The following is a 20,198-nucleotide window of genomic DNA, read 5'->3' on the forward strand; positions in this document are numbered from 1 at the left end:
AACTATAATTCCCCCTCATTACAACTTCGCCAACAATCATATGGTCATCAGATGACTAAGACTAGAAGAAGTAGGCTCAACCATGGCCTATCCTCTCCCTCTTCCAAAGAAAACGCTTACTTAATCTCTCTCTATTTTATCAGAAAATTAGATTTTTAAAAGATTAAATTACGAATTTATATCGCTTTTACCTGTGACAATATGTTCTACATTTGTTAAATGATCTAGCATCGCTTGCTGCGCTAATTCCACATCTTGCTTTAACACCGCATCATATATAGATTGATGCTCCTCTAAAAGCCGTTCTGATGTTGTTTGTTCACCATATAAAATAATGCGTCTTGATTCACCAATTGTTTCAGCAATCATCTCTGAAACATGATTCATGAGCTCAAGTAAGATGCTATTATGCGAAGATTGTGCGATTCCCATATGGAACTGAAAGTCTGCTTTTTCACCAGCTTTTTCATCTCCAATGCTTTTTGCCATTTCATCTAACCAATGTTTCATATTTTGCAAATTATCATCCGTACGTTTTGCCGCAGCTGCTCGAACTGCCCCCACTTCAAGCACCTTCCGTACTTCTAATAAATTCAAAATATCCTCTTTCTTCATTAATAATTTATTATTTAATGATTTTGTTAATGAAGAAGAATCGAAATTCTTTACATATGTACCTTCTCCTTGTTTCATTTCAATTAAGCCCATTGCTCTGAGCGCACTTAGCGCTTCACGAACTGCAGATCTGCCAACTTGAAACTGCTCTGCTAATTGATGAACAGGGAGTAGCTTGTCACCAGGTTTTAACGTACCATTTTTAATCATTGTTAAAATAGCTTCAGATACTTCTTCGTAAATTTTTTTTGGTTTAATAGACTTGTACTCCAGTTAAATCACCTCAGTATCTTCCAAACAACAATTGTAACGTTTTATAAGAAATTAACATCCATAACTATTTTAGAACGAATTAGTAAGAAGTACAAATGTTTTGTTCATAAAATAGTCAAATTTTTGATATTTGTTAGATATTAATTAATATATTTCCGTGTAACTATAAAGAGCATGTCTCCGAAGTTAGAACATGCTCTCCTCATCTTGTACCTTTAATTTAATAATAACTGTCGTTCCCTTACCTTTTTCACTTTCTATTCTCCACTCACCATCATGTATATGAACAATTTGCCTTACAATTGCAAGGCCTAAACCTGTACCACCGTGTTGACGACTTCTCGCTTTATCTACTCGGTAAAAGCGTTCCCCGAGATTTTCTAAATGCTCTGTATCAATACCTATTCCTGTATCTTTTATGTGCAATTCACAGTAATCATCAATTTGCTTTAATGTTATTATGATATCCCCGTTTTGATTTGTATAACGTATCGCATTATCTAACACATTATGAAGTACTTGTTGCATACGATCATCATCAATCATTACGATAATTTCAGGATTTAAATTCGTTGAAATACGAAGTTTTTTTTCTATAAACTGTAACTCGTACGTATCAAGTACGTCTTCAATAAGCTGTGAAAAAACGATAGGTTGTTTCTTTAGAGGAAAGTGTTCACCTTCTAGCTGCGCTAAATCTAATAAATCATGAACGAGGCGCTGCATGCGATCTGCTTCTTTATGGATGAGTTGCGTTACTTTTTCCTGCTGAGGCCCCTTTGCTACACCGTCTAAAATAGCTTCACTATATCCTTTAATATAACTAAGTGGTGTTCTAAGCTCATGCGAAACATTAGCTAAAAACTCCTTACGCTTTACATCTTCTGTTTCTAAAGAATTTGCCATTTTATTAAACGCTTTTCCCAATCGTCCGATTTCGTCTTCTGAAGAAATTGTAATCCGCTCTGAGAAATCTCCAGTAGCCAAATGATTTGCAACCCGTTCCATTTGCGAAAGCGGTCTTGTAATAGCAATAATAATTTTTCTACCAATCCATATTGTAATTAGAATCATAGCAAGTGCTAACGGCGCTAAAATAAGGCCCATATCAAATATTAAATCTTTTATACTTTTTAAAGGAATATAAGAGTATACAATACCAACTAATTTTTTATTATCTAAAACAGGAATGACAACACCCATAATATTGCGATTAAAATGTTCTTCATACCCTATCTTAGTTACAGTTTTTCCATTTAATAGTGACTGTCTATCCCCTTCACTTATAAGAGAATGATGGTGCACATCGAAAGGCAAACATGCACTTAAATCACGCGGATTATACACGAAAAGAACATCTGAACTAGATATTTGATCGTATGCCCTTACTTTCTCTTCAAAAGTGGATACTCCTTCATATTTATCATATTGCGTAGCAAGACGCTTCCCTTCCATTACTAATGAATCTTTTAAATTGTCCACGTATAGCTTTTCATATGAGTATAAAGATACAAAATAAAGAAAGGAAACTGTTACACATACTGCACATACTACTGTAAGCCAAAGCTTTTGTACCATCGTAAACATACGTTACACCTCAAATTTATAACCTACACCCCAAACGGTTTGAATGTAGTTTCCACTTTCTCCAAGCTTTAGACGCATCGTTTTCACATGCGTATCTACTGTTCTTGTACTTCCTGCATAATCATATCCCCATACCTTTTCAAGCAATTGCTCCCGACTAAATACTTGTCCATTATGTTGGCAAAGAAAATATAGTAAATCAAACTCTTTAACTGTAAGTGACACTGCTTGTCCATCCGTCTCAATTCGTCTACTTTTTTCATTAATAAGGATCGGGCCAAATTGAATCTCCTCTTGCTGCTCTTGCTTTGTATAACGTCTTAGTACAGCTTCCATACGAGCGATTAATTCCCCGGGACTAAATGGCTTTACAATATAATCATCGGCTCCCATACGTAAGCCGTTTACTCTATTCCACTCTTCACCTTTTGCTGTTAAAAATATAATCGGTACATCCGATGTTTTTCGAATCTCTTTACAAACTGAAAGTCCATCCATCTCTGGCATCATTATATCTAGTACGACGAAATCATAATGATCATTCTCTAATTTTTGAAGTGCTTCTTTTCCATTTTCAGCTTCTCCCCACTCGTATCCAAAGTTATCTAAGTACATTCCGACAAGTTGTCTCATATCACTTTCGTCATCTACAACTAGCACTTTATATTTACTCATTGCCCTTCCCCTTCTCTCTCTATGAGTTGAAACGGTCCTTTGCCGACTTTAATTGTTTGTTTTATTTTCATATTCTTCATATCCATAACGCACACTTCATCGCTATCATAACTAGCTACATACCCTTCTGCTCCGCTTTTCAAAAATGAAAATGGGTTCGATCCTACTTCTACAGAAGCTACCTCTTGATATGTGCTAACATCAAATTTTCTAAGCGTATTTGAACCGTGACTTAGCGCATATACATACTTATCATCCTTTGTTATATTCACAGGCATAAACGGAGCATGTAAAGAACGCACCATCTCTCCGCTCTGTAAAGAATACACTAATACTTTCTCATTCACTTGACTTCCATCACCATGTCCACCAATCCATATTTCTTTCCCATCAGCGCTAACCGTTGCTCCTGTTGATGCTGGGGGAATCATAAAGGATTGTATAACCTCTTTTTTCTTTGTATCAATTGTCGTTAGTTTCGTATCATAAAAGTTTAGCACAGTTAATCGCTTATCATACTCTACCATCGTTATTGGTCCTTTTCCTGTTGAAACACTCCCTGTCTCTTTCCCTTTTATCGTAAAGAACCTTACCTTTTGAACATTTTGATCGGCAGCAAATAATTGTTTTTTGTCTTCTGATACGACTACATTCACAATTCCTTTTCCAGTCTTATATTTGTCCACCTGTCTTCCTTCTGTTAGTGAGTATACATACATATATTCTAACTGCTTGCCGTATACAAGTATTTCCTCATTATTTGGAAGTAGTGCAATTCCTGCCATCGGTTCATTTAATTCCCATGTCGTGATTAACTTTTTAGATTTTTCATCAATAAAACTAATACTACCTTCTTTTATATTCGTTGTTATAATAACATTTTTATCTTTAGCAATTGGTGTATATGAACTTCCTTGACACCCTACTAATAGAAATAAAAAACAGAGAAGAAAAATAAACTTTCTCAAAAGATTCCCTCCATCTTCGGATGATTTCGTTATAATTGTAAAATAACAAATAAATGTGTGGAAAATGTGAAATCTTCCTTTATTAATAAACTTACATATATAATGTACAACAAATAGAATTTGAGGTGTGCAAATTATGCTTTTTCCTGATTTAGCGAATAAAATTGTACGGGAAGTACGCAGACTAATTACAGAAAATATTATTATCATTAATATACAAGGTGTTATTATCGCAAGTACAAATGCGGAAAGAATCGGTCAATTTCATGATGGCGCACTCCGCTGTGCGAAACAAAAAAAGACTGTCATTATTACAAAAGAAGATGAAAGGCGACTGCAAGGCGTAAAGGCGGGGATGAATCTTCCTTTGCTATTCCATGATGAAGTAATCGGTGTTATTGGAATCACAGGAGAACCTGAAAACATTTCCCAATATGGAGAAATATTACGTAAAATGACCGAACTATTAATTCATGAAAATTACTTTTTAGAACAGCTAGAACTTGAGCACCGTTCTTATGAAGCATTTGTTTTTGATTGGCTTCAAAATGCAGACTGGTCTCCAAATTTTTTCGATCGTGCAAAAACACTTGGTATTGATTTATATAAGAAGAAACAACTTATTTTGTTCTCTATCGATCAAAATGACACGATGCTTCAGCGTAAAATTTGGCAACACGTACGCAATATATTATCAAAGGAGCATCTCTTTGTTCGCTGGGGAAATGATCGATTCATCTTATTTACGACGATAAGCTCCAAAGAGCAAACTTATCAGTTTTTAAAACGATTAAAACAAGACTGTGAAACTTTATTTTCTATTACTTTATATATCGGGATTGGACAAACAGTTACACCAAGCAATATGAACTTATCGTACGAACAAGCATTACAAGCTCTTTCCGTATCACTTGAAACGAAAAAAATTGTATTTAATGAAGATTTACGTTTAGAAATGTGCTTACAAGATATTTCTACTGAAACGCGGGAACAGTTTCTAGAGCGTACCATCGAAAACTTAGTATCATCTCCTGAACTTATGCACACTTTACGTTTATTTATTGATTATAACCAATCCTATAAGCAAACAGCTCAGCAATTACATATACACATTAACACATTGCATTACAGGTTAAAAAAGATTGAGGAACATACAAAACTTGATCCAAAACAATTCAAAGATTTAAATGTTTTATACTTTGCACTTCTATTATTAGATAATCATACAAAAAAGAACGATAAAATAGATTAATCTTTAGATGATTATACATAGAAAGAATCCCCTGACTTTTTTATCATTATAATGAAAGCACTGTTACAACGTTTTTTATTATTACTAAATACGTTAACAGTTTGAGGGGGATTTCCAATGTTAGAAAAGCAAATTATTGATTCATTCGTATCCATTGTTGGCGAAGATAATGTAGATACATCCAATATGGGGCGTTTAACTTATAGTTATGATGCCACTCCAAACTTCCAAGCGATGCCTGATGCAGTCATTGCTCCTCGTAATACAAATGAAGTAGCAGACGTGTTAAAAGTGTGTAACACTCATAAAATTCCTGTATATGTTCGCGGGTCTGGGACAAATCTTTGTGCTGGAACGTGTCCACTTGAAGGCGGCATTGTCCTTATTTTCCGCCATATGAACAATATTTTAGAAATTGACGAAGAAAATTTAACAATTACGGTACAAGCTGGTGTTATTACACTTGATATTATTAAAGCAGTAGAAGAAAAAGGTTTATTTTATCCACCAGATCCAAGCTCTATGAAAATTTCTACAATCGGCGGTAACATTAATGAAAACTCAGGTGGATTGCGTGGGTTAAAATATGGCGTAACACGTGATTATGTAATGGGGCTTGAGCTTGTCTTACCAAACGGCGATATCATTCGCACTGGCGGTAAATTAGCAAAAGATGTAGCCGGTTACGATTTAACTCGTCTATTTATCGGTTCTGAAGGAACACTTGGTGTTGTTACGGAAGCGATATTAAAACTTGTTCCTATGCCTGAAACGAAAAAAACAATGCTCGCACTATATGAAGATATTAACGAAGCTGCACGTGCTGTTTCTTCTATTATTGCAAATAAAATCATTCCTGCGACACTTGAGTTTTTAGATCAACCGACAATTGAAGTTGTAGAAGAGTTTGCACAAATCGGCTTACCAACTGACGTGAAGGCAATTTTATTAATTGAACAAGATGGTCCGCCCGAAGTTGTCAATCGAGATATTGAAAAAATGGCTAACGTTTGTCGTTCTATGAATGCAGTCGATGTTCACGTTGCAAAAGATGAAGCGGAAGCAGATGCCCTTCGTACAGCACGTCGTAGCGCACTATCAGCACTTGCAAGATTAAAGCCTACTACAATATTAGAAGATGCAACGGTACCACGTTCACAAATTGCTCCAATGGTTGAAGCAATTAATGCAATTGCAAAGAAATATAATATTCCTATTTGTACTTTTGGTCATGCTGGTGACGGCAACTTACACCCAACTTGTATGACAGATGCCCGTAATGAAGAAGAAATGCACCGAGCTGAACAAGCTTTTGCTGAAATATTTGCGAAAGCAATTGAACTTGGTGGCACGATTACTGGTGAACATGGTGTTGGCGCGATGAAAGCTCCTTATTTAGAAATGAAATTAGGTAAAGAAGGTATTGCCGCTATGCAAGGAATTAAACAAGCCTTCGATCCAAATAACATTATGAATCCAGGTAAAATGTTCGCGAAAGACTCTCGTAAAAGAGTGGTGGTTGAACGATGACCACATTAAATAAAGAAAACATTCAAAAGGAATTTAAAGAACGATTAAGTGAAGATGAACTACTAAACTGTATGCGATGCGGCTTTTGTTTACCGACTTGCCCTACTTATATTCAATCTGGGTATAAAGAATCGCATTCACCACGCGGACGTATCGCATTAATGAAAGCCGTCGTCGATGGTTTAATTGAGCCGGATGAAGATGTTGAAAATACATTAAATGTTTGCCTTGGCTGCCGTGCTTGTGAACCTGTTTGTCCATCTGGTGTGAATTATGGACATTTATTAGAAGAAGCTCGTGATATTATTAATCAAAATAAAAAATTCTCAGTGCCCGTGAAAGCTGTTCGTAAAGTCGTTTTTGAAGGACTATTCCCGCATCAAAACCGAATGAGAACATTAACAGGACTAATCGGATTTTACCAGCGTTCTGGTTTACAAACGCTAACACATAAAACAGGTATTATGAAGTTATTCCCTGAAACACTTGCAACGATGGATCTCGTTTTGCCAAAAGTCCCTAAAATGAAAGCAATGAAAGATCGTCCTGAATTTTTACCTGCTGAGGTGGCGAAAAAGAAACAAGTTGCATTCTTCACAGGTTGTTTAATGGATACAATGTTTTTAGAAACAAATAACGCAACGATGAAGCTTCTTCAGTTAGCTGGTTGTGATATCGTGATTCCGAAAACACAAAGTTGCTGCGGGGCATTACATGGGCATGCTGGTGAAAAAAGTGGAGCAAAAGAATTAGCGAAACGAAATATACAAGCATTCGAAGATTTACAAATAGACTATATTATTACGAATGCAGGTGGCTGCGGAGCTTACCTCGTAGACTATGATTATCTTTTAAAAGATGATCCAAAGTGGGCTGAACGTGCAAAGCAGTTTGTTTCTAAAATTAAAGATATTACTGCTATACTAGTAGAATTAGATTTCCATAAACGTACTGACTTACGACTCACGCCACAAATCATTACGTATCAAGATTCTTGTCATTTACGTAATGTTATGCGAACATCTTCTGAGCCTCGTATGTTACTAGAAGCCATTCAAGGTGCAACATACCGTGAAATGAAAGATGCGGATCGCTGCTGTGGTTCAGCTGGTATTTATAATATTGTCCATTCGGAGTTATCAATGGAATTTCTAGATTACAAAATGGAACGTGTGCATGAAACAGATGCAGCGACAATTGTTACTGCAAATCCTGGATGTCTATTACAAATGAAACTAGGTATTGAACGTGAAGGTCTTTCTCATAAAATGAGAGGAATTCACATTGTTGATCTATTATTAGAAGCAATTGAAACCAACTCGTAATAACTCGTAACATACGTAATAATAGGAAAACGGCTATCTCCTTCGTCTATGTAAAGAGATAGCCGCTTTTTTGTCTGCTACAACATTAAAAATATGTTACTTTATTATAAAAAAGAACAACAGAAACATTACAGTTTTGTAAAAATCAATCCATTATATTCCTCGAAAAATCGCTCAAACCATTGATACAATAGGATTCTTCATTTTCTATTTAGGTAACTTTATCCAAAAACCCCCTCTTAAAACGAAGTATAAAAATGCTAAAAATTCCTTTTATACTCTATGTTTCTCTTATTTCCGCCCTTTTCTTCCCTTAGGATAAATTAGGTAATTTTGAAGTCTATGAATTTTTTTCCATCTTTTTTCTTGTAAATTGTATGCTACGATGAATTGGTCAGTCAGACAGGCTGTCAAAAACAAATCGTGTGAAAACAAATTAAAACTTTATATAGGGGGACACACATCATGAAAAAGCGTGTTTTATTATCTGTAGCTGCTGCAACAGCTCTTACTTTAGGAGTATCTTCTTTAGATGCACAAGCAGCAACAGTACAACCATCTAACATAAAGGTTCAAAATATTCAGCATTCAAAAATGATGATGAAGCAAATGAGCCAACAAGAATTACAAGCATTCTTACAATCTATGGGAGTTGAATCATTAGCACAATGGAATCAAGGACAATTCCAACAAGATTGCTTCATTCCTGGTCAACAGCCTACTGAAAATGTTGTGACTGAACAACCAACAGCTAAGCCAGAAACTCAAAAGCCTGCTGAGCAAAAACCAGTTGAGCAAAAGCCTGCTGAAGAAGTTCAAAAACCAGAAGCTCAAAAACCTGCTGAAAATAACAATACTCAAAAGCCCGCTGAACAAAAACCAGCTGAGCAAAAGCCTGCTGAAGAAGCAAAATCTTTAAGCGAATTCGAACAACGTGTTGTTGAATTAACAAACGCAGAGCGTACAAAACAAGGCTTACCAGCATTACAAATCGATACTGAATTAAGCAAAGTAGCACGCATTAAGTCTGAGGATATGCAAAAAAACAACTACTTTGATCATAACAGCCCTACATACGGCTCTCCGTTTGACATGATGAAGAAATTTGGTATCTCTTATAAATCTGCAGGTGAAAACATCGCCCAAGGTCAACGTACTCCAGAAGAAGTTGTACAAGCTTGGATGAACAGTGCTGGACACCGTGCAAACATCTTAAATAGTGGCTTCACTCATATCGGTGTTGGCTATGTAGAGAGCGGCAACTACTGGACACAACAATTTATTACGAAGTAAATAGATTAAAAGAGTCTTCTCATTAGGAGAAGACTCTTTTTTAAATTTCATAACTTTCTATTATGTACGAATATAAAATGTAGAACATAAATAAAATAGACCCGAAGCTTATCACACTAATTAATACATAAAATCCCCATTTCAGGCTCAAAAGCAATGAAAATAATATGCTACATGCCATCACTTGAAAGATTCGCCTACTAACTAAACGGATTTTTTGTAATTTGATCGGTTCTTTCTCTGTATCCTTCACCTTTTTAAAAACTTTACTAAGCATAAAGAGAAACATACTAATTCCAATCGTTAGTCCTGTCTGAAAGAATATAATACTTCTCAAATTAATAAAAAGAATAAGCATATGGATAAACAACATAAATAAAGTAATACTCTTTATAAATCCGCTTACAATAAAACGCTCTCCTTCGTTAAACTTATATATATTATGTGAAATAATATACACGAATCCATGTAAAAAAATAATAAGGACAGGCAGAGATAACACGACAACTTGTTTACTTATAAACTCATTCGCTACACCATTCTCGTTCCAATGCATTGCCATACGAGTTGGTAAATATGGATAGATGCATAGAGTAAGTAAAAGACAAGCGAAAAATATTCCTAGCACATATTTATATTTGACCAAGTGATTCTCACCTCTCTTTTCTCTTAACGGCTTCGCCTCTTTTAGAGAAATTCCTGCAAAAATCTACCTTTCTCAATTTTAAACTTACACTTTACCCGTTTTCTCTTTCAAATTTTTTCATTGTATTGTTTAAATTTGCAGGGAAAGGTACGTCAACCATGATTTCTTCTTTCGTAATTGGATGCAAAAAATTAATCTTCATCGCATGTAGCGCTTGATGAGACATGTATTTTGTTTGTCCGCCATATAATACATCCCCAACTAACGGATTTCCATTATAGCTCATATGAACACGAATTTGATGCGTTCTACCGGTTTCTAACTGTAACGTTACGAGCGTAGCATCTTGTTTGTTAAAATATTTCTCTACTTTATAATATGTTATAGCTTGGTCTCCCTTTGGAGAAACACGGCGTCTCGTAGCGTGATGTCGATCTCTTCCGATAGCTGCATCAATTGTCCCTTGCTTCTTTTTTACTTTTCCTTCAACAAGTGCCGCATACGTTCTTTTAATTTTCCGTTCCATTAATAAACGATCCATAATTGCACCCGCAATTCTATGTTTTGCGAATACAACACCACCTGTCGTATCTTTATCTAACCTATGAATATGGCGAACCTTCGTCTCTAAACCTTGCATTTGAAAATGAAAAGCAACAAGATTAGCAAGTGTTCCCGTCCCATTTTTTTCAGATGGATGTGTATCCATTTGCTCGGGCTTATTTACAATGAGTACGTGATCATCTTCATACACTACATCTAATTCACCATATTCTGGATCTACGCCGTACTCCTCCTCCATAAACATATGGACTTGTAACTTATCTCCTTCTTTTAAAAGTTCATCCCATCTCCTCTGTTCTCCGTTAACCGTAATACCTTTTTCCATACGAAGCTGATGCAATAACTTTTTTGGCACCTCCCATTCTACTTTTAACAGCGATTCAATGCTTATACTATTCCATATCGCTGGAACCGTAATTTCACACCATTCGCCCTTTTTCTTTGTTTCCATACTGTATCACCTTATTTCTATTGATTCTCTCATTGTAACGGAAAACACACTTTGATGCACCGTCAAAAAGAGAAGACAGTCTTATAATAGACTGCCCCCTCATGCCCTAATCCTTTTCATTTCTTGCAATACTGCTTCAGCTTTTTGTTCATACGATAAATCTTTAAAGAAATCTGCCAATCGTTTATAGTCGTTGTATGTATCTAATAAGTCGTCTATCTTCTCGCCTTTCATAACTTGCTGCTTTTGCTTCATTTTTACTGGATAACGATACCCCGATACTTCTTGTATTTTGTAATACTCATCCTCTACTTGAATGACCTTTACAAGTTCCTCTTCTTCCGCATCCATCGTATACCCATCAAATTCTCTAAGCAGTTCATAAATGATATGAGTCCATTCATCTTTTGGATAAAATCCTTTTTCTAACCGATAACCGACAATGCGATACATATGTCCATCTTTTTCAGCAAACTGTACTGTATCATTTAGCTTAAACTTAAAATAACGAAACATTGCCTTCACCTACTTGTATGTAATGTTCTTATCACATACTATTTGCAAAATATAGGCCTTGCTATTCATAAAAAAATACTCACCTTATAGATGAGTATTTTTTAGGACGATTTTTCTTTTTTCTTTCGGAATGGTAGCCACCAGTTCCAATCTCCAAATAATTTCATTAAACTTGGTACGAGCATAAGGCGAATAATTGTTGCATCAAGAAATATAGCTAATGCAACCCCGATCCCCATCTGCTTTACTGGTAAAATATCTGTAAATGCAAACGCACCGGTAACAACAATCATAATTAAAGCAGCGGATGTAATGATGCGGCTTGTTGATACAAGCCCTTCTAACGTTGCTTGATCGTTATCTCCTGTTTCCTCATACAACTCATGAATACGTGAAATAAGAAATACTTCATAATCCATACTAAGTCCAAATACGAGGCCGAAAATGAAGATGGGTAATACAAATAAAACCGAGCTCTCTTCTAATCCGAAATGTCCACCTTCAAACAACCAAATAACAATTCCAATTGTTGCACTTAAACTAAGTACGTTCATAATAATTGCTTTAATTGGAATGAGTATAGAACGGAATGCGAATAATAAAATGACAAAGGTTGATCCAAATATAACAGACATACCAATTGCAACTTTATCTTTAATTTCATCTTCTAACTCTTGTTGGAACGTTGTCATCCCGCCTAAATAATAAGTAACATCGTTTTCTTTATAATTTTTTTTGAAATCACGAACCCATTGTTTAGCAGTTTCTGTACGAGGTTTCGTATCCAAAAAGACTTCAATTGTTGTCTTATTCTCTTTCGTATATGCTTCAAATATAGGAGCTATTTTCGCAGCTTCTGGTGATTGTAACATCCCAGCAACTTGATCTGCTTTCATTCCATTTAGCCCGTCATATATACTTTTCACCTTATATACTTGCTTATCATCTTTTAACTTTTGAATAACATCTTCTACCTTCTGTAAACTTTCTTTTGATGTCATATCTTTCTTCGTCTCTACTACTAATGTAACATCAGCATGTGTTTTGACAGTTTTATTAAATGCTTCTTCATATTTCTCATAAGCAACCCTTGTGTCACTCTTTTCAGGTAACGCTTCAACGCCAGGAAACTGCAAGTTAGCTGTACGTAGCGGTAATAAACAAATAACAATAAATGCTGTAACGGTAATAATCATGACGATTGGATGTTTCATTACAAACTGTGCAAATTTACGCCATACATTTGATGGCGTAGGCGCCGCCTGATTCTTTTTTAATATCCTTTTACCAATTAAAGATAATAGCGCCGGAAGAAGTGTGAGCGAAAATAAAATGCTCATAATAACGACAATCATCCCGCTAATAGCAACAGACTGAATATAATCAATCTTAAAGAAAAATAAACCTGATAAACCGACGAATACACATAACCCTGAAAATACGATAGCGCGCCCTGCCGTTTGATACGTAGTCGCTATCGCTTCTTTCACTGTTCTCTTCGCCACTTCCTCTCGAAAGCGATTTACAAATAACAGTGCAAAATCAATTGATAATGCAAGCCCAATCATCGGTGCAACATTTAATACAAAAATAGATAACTCTTTATCGCTACCTATAAAATATAAAATCCCCATCGTACTAATTACACTAAGTACGCCATTTAAAATCGGCAAAATAGACGCAAGCAGACTACCAAATGAGAATAATAGTACGAGAAAAGCAATAGGTAAACCAATCATCTCTGCTACTTTTAAATCATTTTGCGTCCTTTCATTAATCTCTTGATTAATTTTCGGATATCCTGTCGGTGTTACTTTTAATACTGCATTACTTTCCTTCTCAATTTTTTCAGCGAATTGTAATGTCTTTTCCATTCGTTCTTTATTTGTTTTCCCGGAAAATAATATCGTCGCATAACCGATATCATCTTTTAGCATCTCTTTATTTTGCATCGGATAATGGAAAGATTCGTATGTTTCCTTCTCTTGAATGTGATTTATAATTCCATCTATACGCTTTTGAAACTCCTCTTGAGAAGCATTCTTTTCTTTCTCAAAAACGAGTAAAAGCGTATCTTGAGACTGCTTAAAATCTTTATCTAAAATTTCTTTCGTCTTTTGATAATCCCCTTCTGTTTGGAAACCATCACCACCTAATACTCCCGGAAGCTTTGGAGCAAAAATACCGAGTGCTATTGCGAGTAGTAGTAATACGACGATTACTGTATAACGAAATTGATACAAAAAAGCGCCTAACTTCCCCCACTTATCAATTTTATGTACATTGGTCTTCACACATTTTCACCTACTTTATATAATTCACTTGTCATTTATACTGTATCACATCTCCCTATAAACAAAAAACGTCTAGGAAAACTATAATACTAGTTTTTCTAGACGTTTTTTTATCTCTCGTTATTAAGTCCCAATCTCTCGGTAAGTAAACGATGACAATAAATTGCTATGATTAACAACACGCCACCTGCGCAATAACCAGCTAAAATATCAGTCGGGTAATGAACATTTAAAATCACTCTACTTAATCCAATCAATATAATTAATATGCCCATCGAAATCGTAATACCACATTTTCCAGCTATGCTTTTCAAATTCGCAGCAATGATATAGGCAAGAAAACCGAATGTTATAATAGATAGCATTGCATGTCCACTTGGAAAGCTATACCCAAGTGCGTCAAGTGCCTCATTTAATGATGGGCGGTCTCTTTTTACAATTTCTTTTATTCCCTTATTAACAAGGTGTGTCGTTAATATAACCATTGGATACACAATCATAGCAGCATAATAACGCTTTTTCCAAAAAACGAGCAAGCTTATAATTAGTGTCGTTATAACTCCAATTGCAGATCCTAGCTTTGTAAAGTATGAGAAAAATGTAAGTGAGCTTTCCGTTTGTAACCCTTTTACCATATCACGTACGTATGTATCCATCATTGTAACACCACCTACATGTACCCTCCAAGCGATGATGCTAAATAGAATAAACAATGAAATGATACACATTAACTCATACTGATGTAACTTTTTCTTCAAACGATTTCCTCCTACTTATGAAAAAATGCGATTTCTACTTTAGAAACCGCATTTTCTTACTTATTTACCTTTTGTTTTCAGCTCTGTCCAGTAACGATCGTAATCTTTTAACTTATCGTCTACATCAACAAGCCATTCTGTACGATCTAATTCTTCTTTCGTTAAGAAAATCATGTGGTTTTCACGATATTCTTTACTATGAAGAGGACGAGCTTTTTCATTTGGATTACTGTAACCAATTGACTCATAGTTTTTCACACTTACTTTTTCATCTAATAAGTAATTCATAAACTTCTCTGCAAGTTCTTTATGTTTCGCACCTTTTGGAATCGCTAACGTGTCAGCCCAAATTGTGCCGCCTTCTTTTGGTACAACGTATCCTACATCTTTGTTATCTTTCGCGATAAACGCTGCGTCTCCAGACCATACAGTCCCGATCCACGCATCTTCTGTAATGAATTTTTGTTTAATATTATCTGTATCAAATGCTAATAAGTTTGGAAGTAGCTTCTGTAAATCATTAGACGCTGTCTTTAACTGTGCATCCTCTTTCGTACTATTAGAGAAACCATTTTTCTTAAGTCCCATTCCTAATACTTCACGAGAATCATTTAATAAAGTAACATGTCCTTTATATTTATCGTTCCATAAATCATTCCAGCTTGTAGGTGCCTCTTTCACATACTTTTTATTGTATGCAATGCCTGTTACACCCCAAGTATATACTAGAGAATACTTATTCTCTGGATCAAACGCAGGTGTTTTAAAGTTAGAAACAAGGTTCTCGATATTCGGGATGTTCTTCTTATCTAAAGGTGCTAATAAGTCCATCTTCGCCATCGTTTTCACCATGTAATCAGATGGCTGAATTAAATCATATGTCGCGCCACCAGCTTGTAATTTCGCAAGCATTTCTTCATTACTTGCATATTTATCATAGTTAATTTTCACGTTATATTTCTTTTCAAAATCTTTTAAAACTTGCTCATCAAAATTGTCAGCCCAGCTATAAATGTTTAATTCTTCTTTTTTCTCACCACAACCAGCAAGTACACCTGCAGCAAGACTGAAGCTAATTGCTATACCAGCTAATCTCTTCACTAATTTCATCGGTTTATTACCTCCTCGTTCTTTCTATATCATTCGTATTATAAAGGAAGGTGTCCTCCAGAGTTTTCTTCACCGTCTGCACCTTTGTTACGGAAGATTTCAGATAGAACCATTAATCCTACGATAACAACAATTAAAATTGTAGAAAGAGCATTAATTTCAGGTGATACTCCACGCTTAACCATACTGTAAATATATAATGGCAATGTTGTTGATCCTGGTCCTGATACGAAGAAACTAATTACAAAATCATCAATTGATAATGTGAATGTTAATAATGCTGCTGAAACAACTCCCGGTGCAATTGCCGGAAACGTTACAAAGCGAAACGTCTGCCAAGGCGTTGCTCCTAAATCATTTGCAGCCTCTTCTAAATCACGTCCCATGCTAGAAAGACGGGCCGCTAAAATAACAACAACAAATGAAATACTAAATGTAATGTGTGCGATAATAATTGTTGTTTGTCCAAGTTCCATACCTAATTGACTAAATAGGATAAGTAAAGATAAGCCCATTAATATATCAGGAATTAAAATTGGTAAATATACAAGACCATTAATGGCCCCTTCAAAACGATATTTGTAACGATGTAATGCGATCGCAAAAAACATACCAAGTATCGTTGTTACAACCGTTGTTATAACTGCAATCGTTATACTATTTACAAACGCATCAATAACATCTTGTTTTTGAAATAAATCTGTATACCAATGGAATGTAAAGCCTTCCCATTCCGCATTAATTCGAGAATCATTGAAGGAATATACCATTAAAACCATCATTGGAAAATACAAAAACAATAAAATTAACCAAGAATAAGAAACTAAAAACTTTTTCATTTTTGCCTATTCCCCTCCGTTTCCATCATATTTATATACTTTCGTTGCACGATAATATAAGTAAATTAACAGAACAGAGAATAGAACAACAATCATAGATAACGCAGATCCAAACGGCCAATCACGCGAACCTAAGAATTGATTTTGAATTACGTTTCCGATTAACGCTACCTTCGATCCACCCATAACGTCTGATACAACAAACATTCCGATAGAAGAAACGAATACTAAAATAGAACCAGTAACAATCCCTGACATCGTCATCGGTACTGTTACATTCCAAAATGCCTTTACTGGTGTTGCTCCTAAATCATAAGCTGCCTCTAGCTTACGCTTATCAAGCTGCTCAATCGCTGCATACACTGGTAAAATCATAAATGGTAATAAAGAATATACCATTCCGAGTATTACAGAGGGTGTATTATATAGCAGATTTAAAGGTTCACTAATAATACCTAGTTTCAATAGCAATGTGTTTACAAGACCTTGTGAACGTAAAATAACAATCCATGCGTATGAACGAACTAGGAAGTTAATCCAAAACGGTATCGTTGCCAATAATAAAAGGATAGAACGATATTTACGATCAACAATTGTAATTGTATACGCAAATGGATAACCAATTAATAAACAAAGTACTGTTGTAATAACAGCAATCTTTACCGTTTCCCATAACGTCCCCATATACAATGGATCAAACACACGTACTATATTATCTAACGTAAACTTCATTTCCACTGTTCCGTATGCTCCGCGTTGCATGAAGGCAAAACCCAATACGAATACAAGTGGAACTAGGAAGAAGAGTAACAGCCACGCGACTGTAGGTAGTGCGAGTAATTTCCCTTTTTTCAATTTAAGGTCACCTCGTCCTCTTGCTCCCAGCCTACGTATACATTATCTCCAATGCTCCATTGCGCTGCTTCTTCAGCAGTTTGATATGCCATTAGTAATTCTGATGTTTTCTCATCACGTACATAAAGCTTTTCCATATTTCCAACAAACTCAATATCTTCAATATGTCCAAGATGGTATTCTTTTAAAATTGGTTCTTCAACCGAACGCACCTTTACATTTTCAGGACGAATTGCTACATAGCCTTCCCCGTTCTTCACAACATTATTTTCACCGATAAATGTCGCAACGAACAACGTTTTCGGCTTATTGTAAATTTCTTTCGGCGTTCCGATTTGTTCAATATGCCCTTTATTCATAACAACAATACGATCACTCATGCTCATTGCTTCTTCTTGATCGTGCGTTACGTATATGAACGTAATTCCTAAATTACGTTGTAAGTTTTTCAATTCACGTTGCAAGTCTTTTCTTAACTTAAAGTCAAGCGCTCCAAGCGGCTCATCTAATAGTAATACACGTGGGTTATTTACAATTGCTCTCGCAATTGCTACACGCTGTTGCTGCCCACCAGACAACTTCGTAGGTTTACGATTACGGAACTCAAGTAACTGCGTTAAACGCATTGCCTCTTCCGCACGTTCTTTCTGTTCTGCAGCTGGTACTTTTTGCATTTTCATACCGAAACAAATATTTTTTTCTACATTCATATGTGGGAATAGTGCGTAATGCTGGAACACTAAGTTCATATGACGCTTGTATGGTGGCAAATCGTTAATCTTTTCATCATCTAATAAAAGATTCCCTTTAGTTGGAGTTTCAAATCCTGCGATCATACGAAGTAAAGTCGTTTTCCCGCAACCACTCGGTCCTAAAATTGTTAAAAATTCTCCTTCTTTAATATCTAAAGAAAGAGGTGGGATAATCACTTGATTTCCAAAATGTTTTTCTACTGCTTCAACTTTAATAATCTTTTTCATTTTCCCGTCCTATCTACCTTAAATTTTAATTTTTATATTCATGAATAAATATTTATGTTTTATAGACTATTTTTTGTTTCGATCCAAACAAAAATGGTTATTTAGCAAGCGTTCACTTCTATTCTTTATGTAGTATGTTTGATTCATTTTTGCATGATACATAATGTCGAACAGAAAAACCCCTTCCATTGCGAAGGGGCTATTATCATACGGCTACGCCTACTGATAAACACCATCATCATTTTAACAACTTTCGTATGAATTTTAAAGCACTTTTTGTAGAAGAGTAACGAATTTTCATATCAAATGCCGTAGATTGGGCTAAAATGCTTTTATAATGTGAAAAAGTCCGAAAACTTCCTTCCCCATGATAACTACCTAATCCACTACTTCCAACGCCCCCAAAAGGCAAATATGGTGTTGCAAGATGATAGACAACATCATTAATACAACCTCCGCCATATGAAATATTACTCGTCACTTTCTTTTGCACTTCTTTATCTTCAGAAAATACATATAACGCTAACGGCTTTGGATGTTGTTGAATTGTGCCAATTACATCTTCTAATTTGTCATATTCTATAATCGGTAAAATCGGTCCAAAAATTTCATCTTCCATAACAGTACTTTGCCATGTAACATTTGTTAACACTGTTGGTTCAATATGTAAAGTTTCTTTCTTATAATTCCCACCGATTACGGTTTTACCATCTTTCAAAAATGTACATAAACGTTCAAAATGACGCTCACTCACAATTCGTACGTAATTGTCATTGTTCAGTGGCTCTTTTCCATACTGCTCCGCAATTTCATGTCGTAACGCCTCCATTAACTGTTCTTTCACGGAAGAATGAACGTACATATAATCAGGTGCTACACACGTCTGTCCTGCATTTAAAAACTTGCCCCAAACAATCCGCCTTGCTGTTACATCTATTTTTGCATCTTTATGTACAATACATGGGCTTTTTCCGCCAAGTTCTAACGTAAGCGGCGTTAACTGTTTGGCTGCTGCTTCCATCACAACTTTTCCGACACCGACACTGCCTGTAAAGAAAATATAATCAAACCTTTCCTTTAACAATGCCGTACTCTCTTCTATACCGCCTTCTATTACCGCTACAAGCTCTTCTTGGAATAATTCCTCTAACATTCTCGTAAGCACTTTTGAAACGTTAGGCGTTAACTCTGATGGCTTTAAAACAACTGTATTTCCAGCTGCCAGCGCTCCTACTAGAGGTGCAATTGCTAACTGAAACGGATAGTTCCACGGCGCAATAATAAGCGTCACACCATACGGTTCTGGCACTACTTTCCCCTTTGATCCGAAATGAGTTAGTGCTGTTCGAACTCGCTTCGGTTTACTCCACGATGACATATATTTCAATTGAAAAGAAATTTCTTTTAATACATATCCCACTTCCGTTGTAAACGACTCATGAGCTGACTTATTCAAATCTAATTTCAATGCTTGAAATATCTCTTCTTCAAAACGCTGAATTCCATCATAAAGCTTTTTTAAATTATTTTTTCTTGTTTCTATACTTCTCGTATATCCATTATAAAAATATTGCTTTTGTTTATTTACAATAGAAGAAATACTCATTCACTCACCTTCTCCCACTATTTTTATCCAATTCTTTCATTATTTATATAGACTTTATACA

Annotated in this window: 18 protein-coding genes; 4 read left to right on the forward strand and 14 right to left on the reverse strand. The window is 35.5% G+C overall.

Going from position 1 to position 20,198, the window contains the following annotated elements; all coding sequences use genetic code 11:
- Nucleotides 1-168 precede the first annotated feature (168 nt).
- From SJY24_RS23820 to SJY24_RS23835, 4 genes are all read right to left on the reverse strand, one after another.
- On the reverse strand, nt 169-858 hold the full coding sequence (locus SJY24_RS23820) for a FadR/GntR family transcriptional regulator (protein ID WP_255257118.1): 690 nt from the start codon (nt 856-858) through the stop codon (nt 169-171).
- Between the two features lie 216 nt (nt 859-1,074).
- Nucleotides 1,075-2,475 (reverse strand): sensor histidine kinase, encoded by a 1,401-nt coding sequence (locus tag SJY24_RS23825; protein WP_377866395.1) that lies wholly within the window; start codon nt 2,473-2,475, stop codon nt 1,075-1,077.
- A gap of 3 nt (nt 2,476-2,478) precedes the next feature.
- Entirely contained in the window at nt 2,479-3,150 is a 672-nt protein-coding gene (locus SJY24_RS23830) for a response regulator transcription factor (RefSeq protein WP_098499892.1), read from the reverse strand.
- Nucleotides 3,147-4,118, reverse strand: coding sequence for a YncE family protein (locus tag SJY24_RS23835; RefSeq protein WP_377866396.1), 972 nt, complete (start codon nt 4,116-4,118; stop codon nt 3,147-3,149). Before SJY24_RS23835 ends, SJY24_RS23830 begins: the two co-directional genes overlap by 4 nt.
- Before the next feature lie 136 nt (nt 4,119-4,254).
- On the opposite strand from SJY24_RS23835, the gene SJY24_RS23840 reads away from it, so the two are divergent.
- The 4 genes from SJY24_RS23840 to SJY24_RS23855 all read left to right on the forward strand — a co-directional run bounded on the left by SJY24_RS23840 (nt 4,255) and on the right by SJY24_RS23855 (nt 9,518).
- Nucleotides 4,255-5,370 (forward strand): CdaR family transcriptional regulator, encoded by a 1,116-nt coding sequence (locus SJY24_RS23840; protein WP_377866398.1) that lies wholly within the window; start codon nt 4,255-4,257, stop codon nt 5,368-5,370.
- A 117-nt stretch (nt 5,371-5,487) separates the two neighbouring features.
- Nucleotides 5,488-6,900, forward strand: a complete 1,413-nt coding sequence (gene glcD, locus SJY24_RS23845; protein ID WP_377866400.1) for a glycolate oxidase subunit GlcD — start codon at nt 5,488-5,490, stop codon at nt 6,898-6,900.
- Nucleotides 6,897-8,225 carry a (Fe-S)-binding protein gene (locus SJY24_RS23850; RefSeq protein ID WP_377866401.1) on the forward strand — a complete coding sequence of 443 codons (1,329 nt, stop codon included), beginning with the start codon at nt 6,897-6,899 and terminating at the stop codon, nt 8,223-8,225. The genes glcD and SJY24_RS23850 overlap by 4 nt, the downstream gene beginning before the upstream one ends.
- A gap of 465 nt (nt 8,226-8,690) precedes the next feature.
- The gene (locus SJY24_RS23855) at nt 8,691-9,518 is read left to right on the forward strand and encodes a CAP domain-containing protein (protein WP_000747564.1); all 828 of its coding nucleotides are present in this window, start codon (nt 8,691-8,693) and stop codon (nt 9,516-9,518) included.
- Nucleotides 9,519-9,558: 40 nt separating this feature from the next.
- On the opposite strand, the gene SJY24_RS23860 is transcribed toward SJY24_RS23855, so the two are convergent.
- The 10 genes from SJY24_RS23860 to SJY24_RS23905 all read right to left on the reverse strand — a co-directional run bounded on the left by SJY24_RS23860 (nt 9,559) and on the right by SJY24_RS23905 (nt 20,137).
- Nucleotides 9,559-10,164, reverse strand: a complete 606-nt coding sequence (locus SJY24_RS23860; RefSeq protein WP_377866402.1) for a DUF1648 domain-containing protein — start codon at nt 10,162-10,164, stop codon at nt 9,559-9,561.
- A 91-nt stretch (nt 10,165-10,255) separates the two neighbouring features.
- Nucleotides 10,256-11,179 (reverse strand): RluA family pseudouridine synthase, encoded by a 924-nt coding sequence (locus SJY24_RS23865; RefSeq protein WP_377866403.1) that lies wholly within the window; start codon nt 11,177-11,179, stop codon nt 10,256-10,258.
- Nucleotides 11,180-11,278: 99 nt separating this feature from the next.
- A complete protein-coding gene (locus SJY24_RS23870) occupies nt 11,279-11,695 on the reverse strand; it encodes a histidinol dehydrogenase (protein WP_071744732.1) in 417 nt (138 codons plus the stop codon).
- Between the two features lie 101 nt (nt 11,696-11,796).
- Nucleotides 11,797-13,989: an MMPL family transporter gene (locus SJY24_RS23875; RefSeq protein ID WP_377866404.1), complete on the reverse strand. Its 2,193-nt coding sequence runs from the start codon at nt 13,987-13,989 to the stop codon at nt 11,797-11,799.
- Nucleotides 13,990-14,099: 110 nt separating this feature from the next.
- A complete protein-coding gene (locus SJY24_RS23880; protein WP_377866405.1) occupies nt 14,100-14,747 on the reverse strand; it encodes a phosphatase PAP2 family protein in 648 nt (215 codons plus the stop codon).
- Nucleotides 14,748-14,807: 60 nt separating this feature from the next.
- Nucleotides 14,808-15,857, reverse strand: a complete 1,050-nt coding sequence (gene potD / locus SJY24_RS23885; RefSeq protein WP_016093032.1) for a spermidine/putrescine ABC transporter substrate-binding protein PotD — start codon at nt 15,855-15,857, stop codon at nt 14,808-14,810.
- Nucleotides 15,858-15,895: 38 nt separating this feature from the next.
- Complete coding sequence (potC, locus tag SJY24_RS23890; protein WP_377866406.1) at nt 15,896-16,696, reverse strand: spermidine/putrescine ABC transporter permease PotC; 801 nt, start codon at nt 16,694-16,696, stop codon at nt 15,896-15,898.
- 6 nt (nt 16,697-16,702) lie between these two features.
- Nucleotides 16,703-17,551, reverse strand: a complete 849-nt coding sequence (potB, locus tag SJY24_RS23895) for a spermidine/putrescine ABC transporter permease PotB (protein WP_377866407.1) — start codon at nt 17,549-17,551, stop codon at nt 16,703-16,705.
- Nucleotides 17,548-18,531, reverse strand: a complete 984-nt coding sequence (potA, locus tag SJY24_RS23900; RefSeq protein ID WP_098499912.1) for a spermidine/putrescine ABC transporter ATP-binding protein PotA — start codon at nt 18,529-18,531, stop codon at nt 17,548-17,550. Before potA ends, potB begins: the two co-directional genes overlap by 4 nt.
- Nucleotides 18,532-18,769: 238 nt before the next feature.
- The gene (locus SJY24_RS23905) at nt 18,770-20,137 is read right to left on the reverse strand and encodes an aldehyde dehydrogenase (RefSeq protein WP_377866408.1); all 1,368 of its coding nucleotides are present in this window, start codon (nt 20,135-20,137) and stop codon (nt 18,770-18,772) included.
- Between the last annotated feature and the right edge of the window lie 61 nt (nt 20,138-20,198).

Origin of the sequence: Bacillus sp. R86525 (assembly GCF_042466195.1) — a bacterium.
GTDB classification, from domain to species: domain Bacteria; phylum Bacillota; class Bacilli; order Bacillales; family Bacillaceae_G; genus Bacillus_A; species Bacillus_A nitratireducens.